At 42.5% G+C, this 15,144-nt stretch carries 11 protein-coding genes; 2 read left to right on the top strand and 9 right to left on the bottom strand.

Translation table 11 applies throughout. The features are described 5' to 3' along the window. Window positions 1-70 precede the first annotated feature (70 nt). The 3 genes from AC3ISE_RS07010 to AC3ISE_RS07000 form a co-directional block, all read right to left on the bottom strand. Entirely contained in the window at window positions 71-1,585 is a 1,515-nt protein-coding gene (locus tag AC3ISE_RS07010; RefSeq protein WP_489223619.1) for an MDR family MFS transporter, read from the bottom strand. A gap of 202 nt (window positions 1,586-1,787) precedes the next feature. Continuing rightward, complete coding sequence (locus tag AC3ISE_RS07005) at window positions 1,788-2,717, bottom strand: patatin-like phospholipase family protein (protein ID WP_489223618.1); 930 nt, start codon at window positions 2,715-2,717, stop codon at window positions 1,788-1,790. A gap of 43 nt (window positions 2,718-2,760) precedes the next feature. Continuing rightward, a complete protein-coding gene (locus AC3ISE_RS07000; protein WP_489223617.1) occupies window positions 2,761-3,270 on the bottom strand; it encodes a methylated-DNA--[protein]-cysteine S-methyltransferase in 510 nt (169 codons plus the stop codon). Between the two features lie 116 nt (window positions 3,271-3,386). Between AC3ISE_RS07000 and AC3ISE_RS06995 the strand changes: the two genes are divergently transcribed. After that, entirely contained in the window at window positions 3,387-3,917 is a 531-nt protein-coding gene (locus AC3ISE_RS06995) for a bifunctional transcriptional activator/DNA repair enzyme AdaA (protein ID WP_489223616.1), read from the top strand. Window positions 3,918-4,009: 92 nt separating this feature from the next. On the opposite strand, the gene opuFB is transcribed toward AC3ISE_RS06995, so the two are convergent. After that, entirely contained in the window at window positions 4,010-5,530 is a 1,521-nt protein-coding gene (gene opuFB, locus AC3ISE_RS06990) for an osmoprotectant update ABC transporter permease/substrate-binding subunit OpuFB (RefSeq protein WP_489223615.1), read from the bottom strand. A 3-nt stretch (window positions 5,531-5,533) separates the two neighbouring features. After that, window positions 5,534-6,481, bottom strand: coding sequence for an ABC transporter ATP-binding protein (locus AC3ISE_RS06985; RefSeq protein WP_489223614.1), 948 nt, complete (start codon window positions 6,479-6,481; stop codon window positions 5,534-5,536). 164 nt (window positions 6,482-6,645) lie between these two features. On the opposite strand from AC3ISE_RS06985, the gene AC3ISE_RS06980 reads away from it, so the two are divergent. Beyond that, window positions 6,646-7,287: an alpha/beta hydrolase gene (locus tag AC3ISE_RS06980; protein ID WP_489223613.1), complete on the top strand. Its 642-nt coding sequence runs from the start codon at window positions 6,646-6,648 to the stop codon at window positions 7,285-7,287. A gap of 27 nt (window positions 7,288-7,314) precedes the next feature. On the opposite strand, the gene AC3ISE_RS06975 is transcribed toward AC3ISE_RS06980, so the two are convergent. From AC3ISE_RS06975 to AC3ISE_RS06960, 4 genes are all read right to left on the bottom strand, one after another. Next, window positions 7,315-8,796, bottom strand: coding sequence for a cell wall-binding repeat-containing protein (locus AC3ISE_RS06975; RefSeq protein ID WP_489223612.1), 1,482 nt, complete (start codon window positions 8,794-8,796; stop codon window positions 7,315-7,317). A 175-nt stretch (window positions 8,797-8,971) separates the two neighbouring features. Next, window positions 8,972-12,085, bottom strand: a complete 3,114-nt coding sequence (locus AC3ISE_RS06970) for a cell wall-binding repeat-containing protein (protein ID WP_489223611.1) — start codon at window positions 12,083-12,085, stop codon at window positions 8,972-8,974. A 148-nt stretch (window positions 12,086-12,233) separates the two neighbouring features. Beyond that, window positions 12,234-13,256 (bottom strand): M42 family metallopeptidase, encoded by a 1,023-nt coding sequence (locus AC3ISE_RS06965; protein ID WP_489224286.1) that lies wholly within the window; start codon window positions 13,254-13,256, stop codon window positions 12,234-12,236. A gap of 100 nt (window positions 13,257-13,356) precedes the next feature. Beyond that, window positions 13,357-15,120, bottom strand: a complete 1,764-nt coding sequence (locus AC3ISE_RS06960) for a glycoside hydrolase family 13 protein (RefSeq protein WP_489224285.1) — start codon at window positions 15,118-15,120, stop codon at window positions 13,357-13,359. Between the last annotated feature and the right edge of the window lie 24 nt (window positions 15,121-15,144).

Genomic DNA, 15,144 nt, shown 5'->3' with positions numbered 1-15,144 from the left:
CTTTTGAATCATTTTTACATTCACGCAAAAAGAGCCTAAAATTCCCCGAATTTTAAGCTCTCTTCATTAATTAAGCAGACGGTTCTGCTTTCTTTTCCACTTCAAGCTTCGTTTTGCCCATAAAAAACACAGTAATCAGCGCCGCTCCAAGCGGAATGAGCGCAACGACAAACATCGTTGTAATCGAATCGGACATCGCATCCACAATCGGCTGCAGAACCTGATTTGGAAGTTGACTTCTCACCTCAGGCTCGAAAATCCCTTGAGGATTGCTGAGATCAAATCCTCCGTTTCCGCCGCCGGCAGGGAAAGACTTTTCTAATTCTCTCGTGAAAATTTTCGTTTGAATGGCCCCAAAAATGGTCACACCAATCGTCATGCCAAGGGAACGGAAGAAGGCATTCGTTGAATTGGCTGAACCGCGGAACCTGGGATCCAGATTATGAATTGATGCGTTAGGCAGCAGGGAAAAGGAAAAACCTACACCAAAGCCTGAAAGAATCATAAAGATAGTTAACAGAATTCTGCTTGTATCAGGAGTCATCGTACTGAGCAAAGCCATTCCAATAATAAATGAGGTGATGGAGACGAACATGATGCTGCGGTAGCTTGTTTTTGTCATAAAAGCACCGGCCAAACCGCTTCCAAGAACTGAACCCAGCATCAGCGGCATCAGGATATATCCTGCACTAGTAGCAGAACCGCCGTACACAGCCTGAACGAAGATCGGGATAAAAATCGTCAAGATGATAAAAGATGCACCATATAAAAAGGCTAAAATTTGCGAGCTGGCAAACAGCCTGTTTTTAAACATCCAAAACGAAATGATCGGATCTTTTGCTTTTGTTTCTGCTGCTAAAAAAGCAAGCAGGAAAAGCAGGAATGATCCAAATAATGCAAGGGACTGCCATGATGTCCATGCAAATTCTTTTCCGCCAAGCTCGAGTGCAAACATGAGGCTTACAATCCCTGCAACTAATGTAAACGCACCAAGCCAGTCAATTTTCTGAGCTTGAAGCTGTGCTTTTTCTTTGTAGTATTTGCTGACTAAAATAACCGAAACAAGACCAATCGGGATGTTCACGTAAAATACCCAATGCCAGCTGATGTACTCTGTTAAGTAAGCGCCAAGCAAAGGGCCGAAAACAGATGCTGATCCGAAAACTGCTCCAAGCAGGCCAGTCATTTTTCCGCGCTTCTCTGGAGGGAAAATATCAAATACAATCGTAAAGGCAATCGGAAGCAGCGCTCCTCCCCCTACTCCCTGCAGAGCACGGAACAGACTGAGCTGTGTAATGTTTTGTGCTATTCCGCATAAGGCAGATCCCGCTAAGAAAATAATAAGACCAAGGATAAAGAAACGTTTCCGCCCATACATATCCGACAGTTTGCCGAAAATCGGCATTCCGGCAAGCACTGTTACCATATACGCAGATGTGACCCACACAAATTCATCAAGTCCCCCAAGGTCACTGACAATGGATCCTAATGCAGTAGCTACAATGGTATTATCAATGGCTGCCATAAAGATCCCAAGAAGCAAACCAGCTACAACTAAACGAATATTGCTTTGAGCTCCATCCATTTGTTTCACTTCCTTAATAATTAAGTATGTTAAGCTTACTCCTTTATTATAGTCAAATTTGAATAATTAGCCAGATTGAACTGTTTAAAATAAATGCACTGTGTTGATTGCAGCTGCCATAATCAGCTCGAATGAGTACCCGGATTTTTTTTATCGGTTTTACAGGGCTCCATTCACATCGTAAAAAAAGAGGCCAACATGATCATTGGCCTGCGGATGGTTTGTACTTTTTTCTCAATTCCTTATATTTTTCAAACTCAAATCCCTGCAGAAATGCTTTTGCCGCGGAATATCCAGATTGATAAAGCAAGGCAATCTCTTCGTCCTTCAAATCAAAATCAGTTGCGGTAATACCCCCTGTAGGGATTTGAATCGTTCTTTCTTTTGTTTCTTCGGTTAGATGTCTAAGGTCATGTGCCTGAAGCATCGTTTTAAAGATATTTTTAAAGAGATGGACGGGTGTTGGAATGACGGCCCCCATCTGAATGTCCTCTTTCACAAACCTGAAGCCGAACGTTGGAAAGCGCGGTTCCTCTTTCGAATCAAAGATCCAGATGGGAAAATTACTGAGCAGCCCGCCATCTAAAATATAAGAGGTAAATCTTGTTTTTGACTTCCATTTGACCGGCCTGAAGAAAAAGGGCAGGGATGCGCTCATCATGACGGCAGTTGATATTTTTACATCCCCTGGTTTCATGCTGTATTTCGGTAAATCATCCGGTAAAATAAGAATTTCTCCGTTTGAAACATCTGATGCGATGATCTTCAGTTTCCCTTCCGGCAGATCGGCAAAAGTCCTGATCCCTTTAGCGGCAAGCATAGAATCAACCCATTCTTCCAGATAATCATTTTTGTAAAATCCTAAATGGATCATGAGTTCAAAGAGCCCGCCGACAATCGGAATATAATTTAAAAAGGATTTGCCTCTAAATTTAGTAAAATCCATTTGAATAAGAAGATCGCGAATTTCATAGCTTTTATACCCGCTTGCCAAAAGAGCAGCGATTACCGCCCCAGCTGAGGTGCCGGCAAGTCTCTCCCACTCCACCTGCTCTTCCTCCATTGCCTGAATGGCGCCGGTAAACGCAATTCCCCGAACGCCTCCGCCTTCAAATACCCCGTCTGCCTTCATAAACTCCTCACCCCGCAGGATCAGATTTTCTCCCTACCTACCTTCAAGATTTCAGCTCCGAATTCCTTTTTGCCATGTTCAAATGATTCCATTCTCCCAGCATTTTCTTTTCATGATTCAGCAGCCATTGTTTTCTCCACGTTTCCCAGGCGTATCCCGTCAGACTGCTGTTTTTCCCTATGACCCGGTGGCACGGAATCAAAATGCCGAGCTTGTTTTTGCCATTCGCCATCCCGACTGCTCTAGACGCTTGCGGGCTTCCTATGTTATCCGCAATTTCGGAATATGAAGCTGTTTGTCCGAACGGGATACAGTTGACTTCAGACCATACTTTTTGCTGAAAAACCGTTCCGATTGCATCAATTGGAACCGTAAAAAAAGGCTTTTCTCCTTTAAAATAATCATCAAGTTCTTGAATGCACCGCTCAATATAGGGATGAGAGACTGATTCTTTTTCTGCCGCCTCCTTAAAAGAAACACCTGAAATCCCCTTCTCAGAACCAATCACTTCTATCCATCCAATCGGTGATTGATAATATCCTTTCATTTGCATGACACCTCCCATTTTCTTATTATAAACGTCTCCACTATTGTATTTTTGCGGTTTCATTTCTTCTATTACGAGATCAGCACGCACACATGATAAAATGAAAGAAAGGAGCTGATCTAATGGAAATGAAATTTTGGAATGCCATCGTATCCTGCGATCAAACCTATGATGGCATTTTCTATTACGGTGTCCGGACAACTGGAATCTTCTGCAGGCCTTCTTGTCCTTCAAGAACACCGAAACAGGAGAATGTCACGATTTATGAAGATAGTGACACCCCTGTTCGTGATGGGCTGCGTCCCTGTAAACGATGTCGTCCGGATGAGCTGCAGACTCCCTCCCTTATACAAACCGCACAAGCCTATCTATCCGAACATCTTACAGAAGAAATGACTCTGGAGAAATTGGCAGAAAAGCTCTATATAAGTCCCTTCCATCTGCAGCGGATTTTTAAAGATGAAACGAAAACATCGCCCAGCCAGTATCTGCTGGAGAAAAGAGTTCAGCGGGCTGAACAGCTTATTCTTGAAACAGAGCTTCCTATACATGAAATTGCATCTGCTGCAGGATTTAAAAATGCCGCTCACTTCTCAGCCGTTTTTAAAAAGAAGACGAATCTCTCACCAACTGAATACCGTTCGACTCACTAAGAAAAGCGCAAGTGCCCGTTTAGCGCAATAATTTTATACTTTCTTATCTCTCAAAAAAGAGAGAATCCGCACGGAATTCTCTCTTTTAACCTCTACTTATTCAGCAAGCCTTCATTTTTCAAATAATCTTCAGCCACTTCTGCAGCCGGTTTTCCTTCTACGTTTACTTGATAATTCATATCACGCATTTCATCATCTGTAATTTTGCCGGCTAGTTTGTTCAACGCATCTTCAATTTCCGGATGCTCTTCAAGTGTTTCCCGCTTTAATAAAGGTGCTCCTTGATAAGGCGGAAACAGATTTTTATCATCTTCAAGAACCGTTAAGTTATACTGCTTCAGTTCACTGTCGGTTGAATAGGCATCAATTAGATTGATTTCCCCTGATTGAATCGCTTCATACCGCAGTTTTGGCTCCATTGTTTTTAAATTTGGAAAGGTTGTTCCGTATAGCTTTTGAATCCCTTTATAACCGTCCATTCGATCTGAGAATTCGAGGGTGAACCCGGCTTTCATATTGCCTGCGACTTGTTTTAAATCTGACATTTTTTCAAGGCCATATTGATCAACAGCTTCTTTTGGAACAGCGAGCGTGTATGTGTTGTTGAACTGCATCGGTTCTAGATAAGCCATATCAAATTTTTTCTCCATGCCTTCTTTCGCCTGCTCATACACTTCTTTCCTGTCTGTGCTGACTGCCTCCTCTTTTAAGAAGGTAGTGATGGCTGTCCCCGTAAACTCTGGGTATATATCGATATCGCCTGATTCAAGGGCATTGAAAACAAACGACGTTTTTCCAAGACCTGGCTTCACTTCAACTTCTAAATCTGTGTCCTGCTCAATCAGCAGTTTGTACATATTGATTAAGATCTCAGGCTCAGAGCCAAGTTTCCCTGCAATCACAATGTCTTTTTTCCCTGTGCCGAATGCAAGCGGAACGGCAGCGATCAAGACGGCGATCAATGCTGCAATCCCAATGGCTTTCATCGATCGTTTCGCAGATGCTTTTTCCACTAATCGAAGGATGACGTCAAAGAAAATAGCCAGCAATGCGGCTGGAATGGCTCCCAGCAAAATCAGCATATTGTCATTTCGGTCAATTCCAAGAAGAATTAGCTTGCCGAGGCCGCCTGCGCCAATAAGGGCGGCAAGTGTTGTTGTTCCAACGATCAGCACCATAGCTGTACGGATACCGGCCATGATGACAGGCAGTGCAAGCGGAAGCTCCACTTTGAACAGGCGCTTTGAGCTGTTCATCCCCATCGCTCTTGCAGCTTCAATCAAGGAAGGATCCACTTCTTTAATCCCCGTGTATGTATTTCTTAAGATTGGCAGCAGCGCATAAATCACTAATGCAATAATAGCCGGCACAACCCCAATTCCAACAAGAGGAATCAGCAGTCCCAGCAAGGCAAGTGACGGGATTGTCTGCAGGACCGCAGAAACACCGATCACCCCTTCAGCCGCCTGTGTTTTTCTTGTTAAATAAATGCCAAGCGGAATCGAGATCACCACTGCAAGCAATAAAGCTATGAAAGAAATTTGAATATGCTCAAACAGAGCGGTCAGCAGCTCACCCTGTCTTTCCTTAAAAACATCAATAAATGCATTCATCGATTAACCTCTTTCTTCCGTTCGTCCAGACAGAAACTGAACGGCAGACTCTCTAGTAATGGTGCCGATTATTTGCCCATTCCGTTCAACTGGAACCATGTCTTCATCCCCTAAACGGGCTAAGGCCTCTCTGATTGTTGCGGAATGAGAAAGCGGTACTTTAAGTGGATCTGTCTCCTGAGGAGGACGCACAAACCCTTCAATAGAACCATCCAGCACATTAGCCGCGGCACGATTGCCGATAAATTGCTTGACGAACTCATTTGCAGGATTTGCAATAATCGCTTGGGGTGAATCAATCTGAATAGCCTCTCCATCCTTCATTACACAAATGCGGTCTCCTAAAGCCAGGGCCTCCTGCATATCATGTGTAACAAAGACAATCGTTTTATGTATTCGCTTCTGCAGATCCAGCATATCCTGCTGCAGTTTTTCACGGCTGATCGGATCGAGCGCGCTGAACGGTTCGTCCATCAGAATAATATCAGGATCAGCCGCAAGCGCCCGGATAACTCCAATTCTCTGCTGCTGTCCGCCTGATAATTCGCTCGGTTTCCGTGTTCGATATGTACTTGGTTCAAGACCTACCATTTCAAGCAGCTCATCTGTGCGTTTACTGATTTTATCCGCGTCCCATTTTCTGAGTTCAGGAACAATCGCGATATTCTCCTCAATCGTCATATGCGGAAACAGCGCAATCTGCTGCAAAACATAGCCAATGTTCCAGCGCAGCTCATGAATGTCATAGTCATGAACATTTTTTCCGTCGATAAACACAGATCCGTCCGTCGCATCAATTAAACGGTTAATCATTTTCATCGTCGTTGTTTTTCCGCAGCCGGATGGCCCGATAAAAACAAAAAATTCCCCTTTTTCTATAGTTAAATCCAAGGAACGAACGGCATTTGTACCATCCTTATACACCTTAGATACGTTCTCAAAGCGGATCATCAGCTCACCTTTTTCTATTATGTAGTGGAAAAATAATCATACCTTTACCTCTATTACCCGAAATAATCAGGAGGTATTCATGTTTTTTCAAATAACAAAAACTTTTCCTTAAGCAAGAGTGGAATTATCTGTATAATACTAGAAAAGAGAGGGTGAAGCCAGTAATGAAGATCAAAACAGATTCCGTAACCGGATTTAAGGATGCTATCATTTCATACACGCTTCTCAGCAATAATTCTGAATCAAAAAGCCTTGCCATCATGTTTCCAGGTCTGGGATATACAGCTCAGGGACCTCTTTTTCATTATGCAACAGGAGTATACATAAATAAAAATGTGGATGTACTGCATATCAATTATCAATACAATTCAGCATTCTATGAATCTTTTTCAAATGAAGAACTCGATGAGGCGTTAAAAAGGGATGTAAGAAACGTCATCGACACTGTTTTAAGCTCACATACTTACAGTGATTTTTATCTGATAGGAAAATCATTGGGGACCATAGCCTTAGCTTCTGAACTAGGCAGAACGGCTTTTTTCGATGCAAAAGTGATTTGGCTGACGCCGCTTTTAAATCGGGAAGATGTTTTTGGATCGATGGTAAAAAGGAAAAAAAGGGGATTGTGCATAATTGGTGATAAGGATCCTTATTATAAAGAAGAACGATTTCAGGAGCTGAAGAAAAATCCGGCTATCGACTCCCTTCTGATCCCAGAGGCAAATCATAGTTTAGAAGTGGAAGGGGATCCTGCTGGTTCCATTGATAGATTAAAAGAAGTGATAACGAAAATTGAAGCATTTTAAAAGCGCGGCAGCGAGCCGCGCTTCTTTTTATTCAAACAGCTGGTCAACGGCACTTTGAGGAAGAGCTTTTTCTCCGCCAATGATGTAATATACCGCTGTAGAATCCATATACTTTTGAACAGTTGTCTTCGTAGCAGCGTTAGCCTGCTTTGGATCTGTCAATACGACAGGACTGAAACTCATGGCTGCAAGTGCAGAACCTGCAAGTGCATCAGGATAGTTTGTTCCAGTGGCAAGATACGTGTAGAATGGGTCAATCTCAGCTGCAAATTGGTCAATGATCCGGCTATTTGTTTCATAGCGGTCTTTGCCGCTGATCCGTTTCATGCCTGGCAGTTTTTTGGCAGTCGCGTCAGAAATAGCACCTGTTCCGCCAATAACATACGTTTTATCTGCTTCCCAGCTTCTCATGTAACTAGTAACAGATGCTGGAATTGAGTCTTTATTTGCAAGTAAAATCGGCATTTCCATTTGAGCTGCGATTGGAGCAATAGATAGAGCATCTGCAAATGTTTTTCCTGTTGCAACTACAACAGTTCCATAAGTTCCAATTTCCTCAGCGATTTTAACAGATGTCTCAAAACGGTCTGAACCGCTTAATCTAGTTACAGTGATTTTCATTTTTTCAAGTTGTGTTTTAACCGTGTCAGAAATAGCTCCTTTTCCTCCAACAAGATAAACTTTTTTTACACCTAAGCGGATAAGTTCTTTCTTAACGGTATCAGGCAATGTATTGGGAGTTGTCAATAGCAAAGGACCACCAACGCGATAAGCAAGAGGCGTTGCACTCAGAGCATCCGGGAAATTGCTGCCAGTTGCGATAACCGCATATTCAGAGCCTTCATCTCCCCAGCCATCCTGAGAAAGCTTTACAGCTGTTTCATAACGGTCTTTGCCGGAGATTCTCTCGAACGTAGTCTCGAGCGGTCCTTCTTCATAACCGATAGAATGGAAAATTAAATAATCCTCATTTAAATCTGTTGAAAAAGGATTTGTGACCTCAATATAATAAGTTCCAGATGCAAGTGATGCATCCAGATACTGAAGACCTCCACCTTCATCATCTTCAAGCAATTCACTTTCAGCAACTTTTTTACCGCTAGCATCAAGTAATCGCACCTTCATCACTCGTGAAGTTTCTTCATTGATCTCATCTTCATTTACCATTAAAGACAGTAATGAATATTCTTCATTTTCGGCAACTGAAAACTTGAAGTAATCGATATCTTTTCCATTATTGGAGACTTGATTATGTATCCTTCCAGATAAATAATAATTAACTTCGGAGTAGGTAGCTTTCCCCATAACATTGTTAGGTTCTTCTTCGTAATAAGTTGCTTCATCCTCATTAAAACTTGCTGCTTTCATTTCGTTTTGCCCTAAGCCCTTCTGGTTAAGAGCAGAAGCCATTTTCTGTTCGGCTGTCTGAACCGGACTTGTTTCTGCAAATCCCTGCCCAAAAGGAAGTGCAAGAAATAATCCGCACGCTAAAATCAATTCTTTTTTCATGTTATCCCCCTGTTTTCTATATGAAATCTATTAGATTATACTCGCAATTTTCGACAGATGTAAGATATATTTACCAAAATTTAGGTTGACTTATAAACTATTTCTTTCGACTTATTTTGACAACTTGAATATAAGAAAAAAGCCCTGATCAGATCAGGACTTTTTCTTGTGCAAATCACTCAAATAATGAGGCAATTGCTGATTCGGGAAGGGCATTTTCTCCCCCGATGATGTAATACATTTTAGCTGAATCTGCATAAGCAGCAAGTGTATCGATCGTTGTCTGCTCAACTGCTTTAGGATTTGTTAGAATCATAGGATTGCCATGAACCGCTGCTGCAGCAGAACCCGACAAGGCATCCGGGTAGTTTGCTCCAGTTGCGATAAACGGACTTGTCATATTCAAATCAGCTGCAAAGTACTTGATAATGCTGCTGTTTGTTTCATAACGAGTTGCCCCGCTGATGCGTTTATGATTTGGGAAACCTTTTGCGATCTTATCAGGCACAGCCCCTGCGCCTCCAATTACAAAGGTTTGCTTCAATTTGCTTGATTTAACGTATTGATTCACTGAATCAGGGATTGCATTTTTCTTTGTTAACAGAATTGGCATAGTTTTCGATGCAGCAATAGGCGCAATCGATAAGGCATCTGCAAAGCTTTCGCCTGTTGCAACGACAGCACGGTCCACTGCTCCAAGCTGTTTTGCGATATTGACAGATGTCTCGTAGCGGTCTTTCCCGCTGATTCTTGAGATTGTTGTCATGCCGGCTGCTTTTAACTCTTTTTCTACGTTAGCTGTAATAACAGATGCTCCGCCAACCAGAATGACTTTTTTTGCTCCCAATCTCTTAAGCTCACTTTTTACAACAGCAGGAAGTTTGTTCGTGTCTGTTAATAAAAGAGGAGCTTTGTTTTTATGTGCAAGCGGTGTTGCACTTAAAGCATCCGGATAATTTTTGCCTGTTGCAATGACAACAGTACCGGAACCAGTAAAGCTTTCTTTTGATACTTTTACAGCTGTTTCATAGCGGTCTGAACCAAAAATCCGCTCCATAGGAATATTCATTCGGTCAATTGCTTTCACTGCTCCGAAGGCATCAAGACGGCCCCAGCCGGAAACTGTGTCATAGCCTGGAATGACTTCTTCTTCAGGGTATGGGTATTCTTCGTCATATGGATATTCTTCATAGTCATCCATAGGATTATCCTGTTCATCAAACGCAATGTCTGCGGCAGATTTTGTTAAGATTCCTTCTACTTCACCTGGCGTTAAATCATGATTATGTGAAAGAAGAAGACCTGCCACTGCTGCAACATGAGGTGTTGCCATTGATGTTCCCGTCATATTCGTGACATTGCCATCAGGCATTAAGCTTGGAATGTCTGTACCTGGTGCAACAAGATCCAGGCCGTTTCCATAGTTTGAATAATCCGATACTAAATCGATGCGGTTTGTTCCGCCTACTGAAATAACATACTTAGAGGAAGCAGGATAAGAAAGCTCTTCCATTCCGTCATTTCCGCTTGCTGCTACAACTGTTACATCATGATCATATGCATATTTTAAGGCACTCTCGATGACGCGGCTGTATCCTCCGCCAAGACTTAAGTTAATGACCCTAGCACCTTGATCTACAGCATATCGAATTCCAAATGCAATTCCTTCAGTGTCACCGCTTCCTGCTGCATCAAGGACTTTTACAGGAAGAATTTTGGCATGAGGATTGATGCCTGCCATTGAATAATGGTTATTTGCTTCTGCCGCAATGATGCCGGACACATGAGTTCCATGTCCATTGTCATCCATGGCATTTGTGTTTTTCTCAATAAAGTTGTAGCCTTTTTCAGTAAGTACCCTGCTGCTTAAATCTGCAAGGGTATGATCTACTCCTGTGTCAGCTACAGCAATCACTGAATCACTGAGCTGTCTGCCTTTTAATAATTTCTGAAGCTGTTCAAATTGAATGTCAGCATCCGCAATGCCGCCATCTTCCCCTTCATTTTCCAATGACCATTGATATGGATATTGAGCGTCAGCAGTAAATGCTTTGTACTGCTGAACAGGTTCTGCAAATTCAACCTCCGGCAGCTTTGCAAGCTGTCCTGCAGCTGTTTTTAACGTTTTTGCTGAGGCTTTGAAATCAGCTGAGCTTCCTTCTACTTCCATTACATACATATCAGGGAAGACCGATTTATTGGCTTTTAGCGGTGAAGCCGACTGAATGCCGTATGATTTTGTTTTTGATTGAATGCTGCTTAATTTCTTGCCTTCTTTTAGTTTTACAATGACACGGTTTTCATAGCTGCTTGCTGCAGGTACAGAATATCCGCCTTTTTGCAAAATAGAAGAAACCGTTTTGTTCGTTACATTTGAAATCCCAATGCTCTTCCCTGTTTTTTCAATTTGATCCTTCAGGAAAGACGGTACTGATTCAAGCGCTGTGCTATATAAACGATTGATCGCATCTTGATCGGCGCTTGTAATTTTATAGGTACTGCTGCTGCCCTTTGCAGCAACATCTGCAAACAAGCCTTTTAATTGGATTAAATCTTGATAAACGTTATCGCGGATCGTCTTGCTGAAAACCACTTTCGTACTTAAAAATGGAGCAATCTTGTAATACATGGAAGACAGTTCTTTTCCATTTTCTGTTTTAGCCAGGACATCTTCACGAATGCTTCTCAAATCTTTTAAAATAGCTTTGCCGTTTTCTCTTTCTTTTGTGCTGAGCTCAGCCGGGCACTCTTCTGTGCTTATATATTCAGAAGGAGGAAGTGTGACTCCGTCGTAGCCGATCGTATATGAAGCGGCAGGCACTGATGGCTCTTCCTCTTCTTCCTCAATCGTCATCTCTTCTTCTATGTATTCCTCTTCCATGGCATAATGCTCTACCTTAATATAAAAAGGTCCAGCCCATGCTACCGGAAAATCAATAACAGCCGGCTGATCGGCGTATGAATATCCCATGTATCTGTCGAATGCTCGATTATCAATTGCATTTTCGAGGCTTGAGTATACCGTTACATTCAGTTCAGCTTCAGATTGAAGCTTCATGCGCAAATGTGTGTAATCTTTTATTTCTGCTTGAGTTGGATCAACTGTGTACCAATGTACTTGTTCCGATTCCTCAAACAAACCTTCAACTGGTTCTGAAATGGTTAATTTGGCTTCTTCTTTCGGCACATCTGCTTCTGCAGCCTTAACATCCTTTATAGGAAACTGACTGAAAAACAGGGCAAAAATCAGAATGACTGCCATGAAACTGCTAAACTTTCTTTTCGTCATTTGAAACCTCCGCTTAATAGATTCATAATATTTACAGTCTCTATTAAAACACAGAAACTCTCCTTTTGGAAAACATTTCTATATTTTTAAGGTAGATTTAAACAAGGAGCTGCTATCCGCAGCTCCTCGTCAGTATGAACCTATTCTTTTACAGCACCATGTTCGATTTCACATAGTGATAAAGCAGCTTTGCCGTATTTTCAAGCGAATCTTTATGAGTGCGCTCAAACGCATGAGAGGAGTCGATACCCGGTCCGATCAATCCGTGCACGATATCATGTCCGGAACGGATCGCCGCTGAAGCATCTGAACCATAGTAAGGATAAATATCTAATTTATAGCCGATGTTATGCTCCTTCGCCAGATTCGTTAAGTTTTTGCGGAGCTCATAGTGATAAGGACCGCTTGCGTCTTTCACACAAATGGAAACGGTATACTCATCCGTTGACTGCCCGTCTCCCATCGCACCCATATCAACAGCTAAATATTCAACGGTTTCAGGTGTGATGTTGGAGTTTCCGCCGTAGCCGATTTCCTCGTTATTTGAAATTAAAAAATGAGTGGTATACGGAAGCAGCACTTTCTCTTCCTTAATTTGTTTCATAAGCTGAAGCAAAAGAGCAACACTTGCTTTATCGTCTAAATGGCGGGATTTGATAAAGCCATTTTCCGTGATTTCCACTCGAGGATCAAACGAAACAAAGTCCCCGACTTCAATGCCGAGCGCGCGTACATCTTCCGCGTTTTTCACCACTTCATCAAGGCGGATTTCCATGTTGGCCTGATTGCGTTCTGCTTTGCCAGCATCTTTGTAGACGTGTACAGAAGTCTGATGCATCAGGATCGTGCCTTTAAATACTTTGCCTGATGAAGATTCAATTTTGCAGTATTCTCCTTCAATCGAGTTGTAGTTAAAACCGCCGATTAAATCAATCGTCAGCCGCCCGCTCGCTTTGATTTCTTTTACAATTGCCCCAAGTGTATCAACATGCGCTGTCAGCATGCGGTGATGGGAATTGTCTCTTCCCGGGATCGTTGCAAGCAGTCCGCCTTTGCGGTTGCGCCTCGTCTCTATTTGACAATCTGCTAAATAGTTTTCTACATATGTAATCACTTCATTTGTATTTCCTGATGGACTCGGTATGGATACGAGCTCTTTAATCAGCTGCATCGTTTCATTCAACAGAATTCTCCCCTTTTGGCTGCTTTTTCTATATTATAGCAGTTTCAGGCTCTCCGATTCTCCGTATTGGAGAATCGGCTGGTTGATGTTATTTATATGAGATGATGCTAAGCCCGTGAGCTTCCAGTGCAGCCGTTGATGCAGAAATCTCCCGACCTGTTAACAGACATGCTGACTTCTTCATTCCGTTTGGAAGAGAAACCTCAATTGGATGATCTGCCCCGTTTAAAATGAACAGGATCTTTTCATCGTTATACATTTTTGTATACATGACAAATTCATCTTTAATGCCTGCCTCCACAAATTGGATTTTCCCCTTGTTGCCGAATGCCGCATTATTTTTACGAAGATCAATCATCTGAGAAATAAAGTTCAATAAATCGCTGTCCTGTTTCTCTTCATCCCAGATCATGCACTTGCGGCAGCCGGGATCCATCACACCTGTCATGCCGATTTCGTCCCCATAATAAATGCATGGTGCGCCCGGTGATGAGAGGAGAAACGCGAAAAGTTGCTTCACTTTATCTGTATTTCCCCCGCAGACAGTAGCGATACGAGGGGTGTCATGACTACCAAGCAAGTTAAAGGCAACCTCCGACACTTGCTCAGGATACATTAGAAGCGCTTCCGACGTTCGGTTTATAAACTCTGATGCCGTTACTTTTCCGTGAGCAAAATAATCGATTGCAACGCTTGTGTATGGGTAATTCATGACGGCATCAAATTGATCGCCCTGCAGCCACGGCATAGCATCATGCCACACTTCTCCCAAAATATAAACCTCTGGATCGATGGCTTTGATTTCTTTACGGAACTCGCGCCAAAAGTCATGCGATACCTCATTTGCCACATCAAGTCTCCATCCGTCAATGCCAAATTCCCGCACCCAGTAGCGCCCAACCTCAAGCAGATATTCCCGCACTTCAGGATTCCCTGTTCTGAGCTTCGGCATATTTTCCGAGAATCCAAACGTTTCATAATGTACCTTGCCGTCTTTTTTCAGAGGAAACTGATCTATGTGGAACCAATCTTTATACTTGGATGCTTCGCCGTTTACGACGACATCCTGAAACGGCGGGAACTCGTAGCCGCAATGATTAAACACCGCATCAAGCATCACCTTAATGCCGTTTTCATGACAGACCTTAATTAATCTTTTAAACGTTTCTTTATCCCCAAACTGCGGATCAATTTCCAAATAGTCAATTGTATCGTACTTATGATTCGAAAACGCTTTAAAAATAGGGGTGAAATAGATTCCGGTAATGCCAAGCTTTACAAGGTAATCAATATGTTGAATAACCCCTTCAAAGTCACCTCCAAAGCTGTTCGCTGCTGTTGGCTCTGTACTGCCCCATGGCAGGGCATCCTTAGGATTAAGTGCAGCGTCTCCATTTGCAAAGCGTTCCGGGAAAATCTGATACCAGACAGTGTCCTTTACCCATGACGGTGCAGTAAAGATGTCTTCTTCATTAATATATGGAAATGTAAAATAGTAGCCGTTATGATCCTGCGGTTTTTTATCAAGAAAACCCTGCTCTGTATAAATCAGCGTTTGGTCGCCTGATATCATCTCAAACCCATACTTCAAACGTCTGTGGGGAGGTTTAACCGCAACCGTCCATATATCGTAAAGTTCAGTCTTTCCAAGCAAAGTCATCTCGATATGCTTTTCTGACTTCCATTTCCAGACTCCTTCACTTTCCTGCTCCCAAGTAAACGGATCCCCCCAGATCAAATTCACCTTTTCGGCATCATTTTTCTTTGTCTGCAGACGGATGTGCAGCGTATCTTTATCATAAGCGTAGGCAAAATTATTTTTTGGACGGTGGTAAACCGCTTCTTTTAACATCATTTTCAATTCCCCCAATTATAG

It is taken from the genome of Metabacillus sp. KH_069, from assembly GCF_057838075.1.
This window is presented reverse-complemented; position numbering and strand designations above follow the sequence as displayed.

Bases quoted from the DNA above. Each gene is read 5' to 3' on its own strand.
- AC3ISE_RS07010 (WP_489223619.1), bottom strand. From the start codon at position 1,585: ATGGATGGAGCTCAAAGCAATATTCGTTTAGTTGTAGCTGGTTTGCTT.
- AC3ISE_RS07005 (WP_489223618.1), bottom strand. From the start codon at position 2,717: ATGAAGGCAGACGGGGTATTTGAAGGCGGAGGCGTTCGGGGAATTGCG.
- AC3ISE_RS07000 (WP_489223617.1), bottom strand. From the start codon at position 3,270: ATGCAAATGAAAGGATATTATCAATCACCGATTGGATGGATAGAAGTG.
- AC3ISE_RS06995 (WP_489223616.1), top strand. From the start codon at position 3,387: ATGGAAATGAAATTTTGGAATGCCATCGTATCCTGCGATCAAACCTAT.
- opuFB (WP_489223615.1), bottom strand. From the start codon at position 5,530: ATGAATGCATTTATTGATGTTTTTAAGGAAAGACAGGGTGAGCTGCTG.
- AC3ISE_RS06985 (WP_489223614.1), bottom strand. From the start codon at position 6,481: ATGATCCGCTTTGAGAACGTATCTAAGGTGTATAAGGATGGTACAAAT.
- AC3ISE_RS06980 (WP_489223613.1), top strand. From the start codon at position 6,646: ATGAAGATCAAAACAGATTCCGTAACCGGATTTAAGGATGCTATCATT.
- AC3ISE_RS06975 (WP_489223612.1), bottom strand. From the start codon at position 8,796: ATGAAAAAAGAATTGATTTTAGCGTGCGGATTATTTCTTGCACTTCCT.
- AC3ISE_RS06970 (WP_489223611.1), bottom strand. From the start codon at position 12,085: ATGACGAAAAGAAAGTTTAGCAGTTTCATGGCAGTCATTCTGATTTTT.
- AC3ISE_RS06965 (WP_489224286.1), bottom strand. From the start codon at position 13,256: ATGCAGCTGATTAAAGAGCTCGTATCCATACCGAGTCCATCAGGAAAT.
- AC3ISE_RS06960 (WP_489224285.1), bottom strand. From the start codon at position 15,120: ATGTTAAAAGAAGCGGTTTACCACCGTCCAAAAAATAATTTTGCCTAC.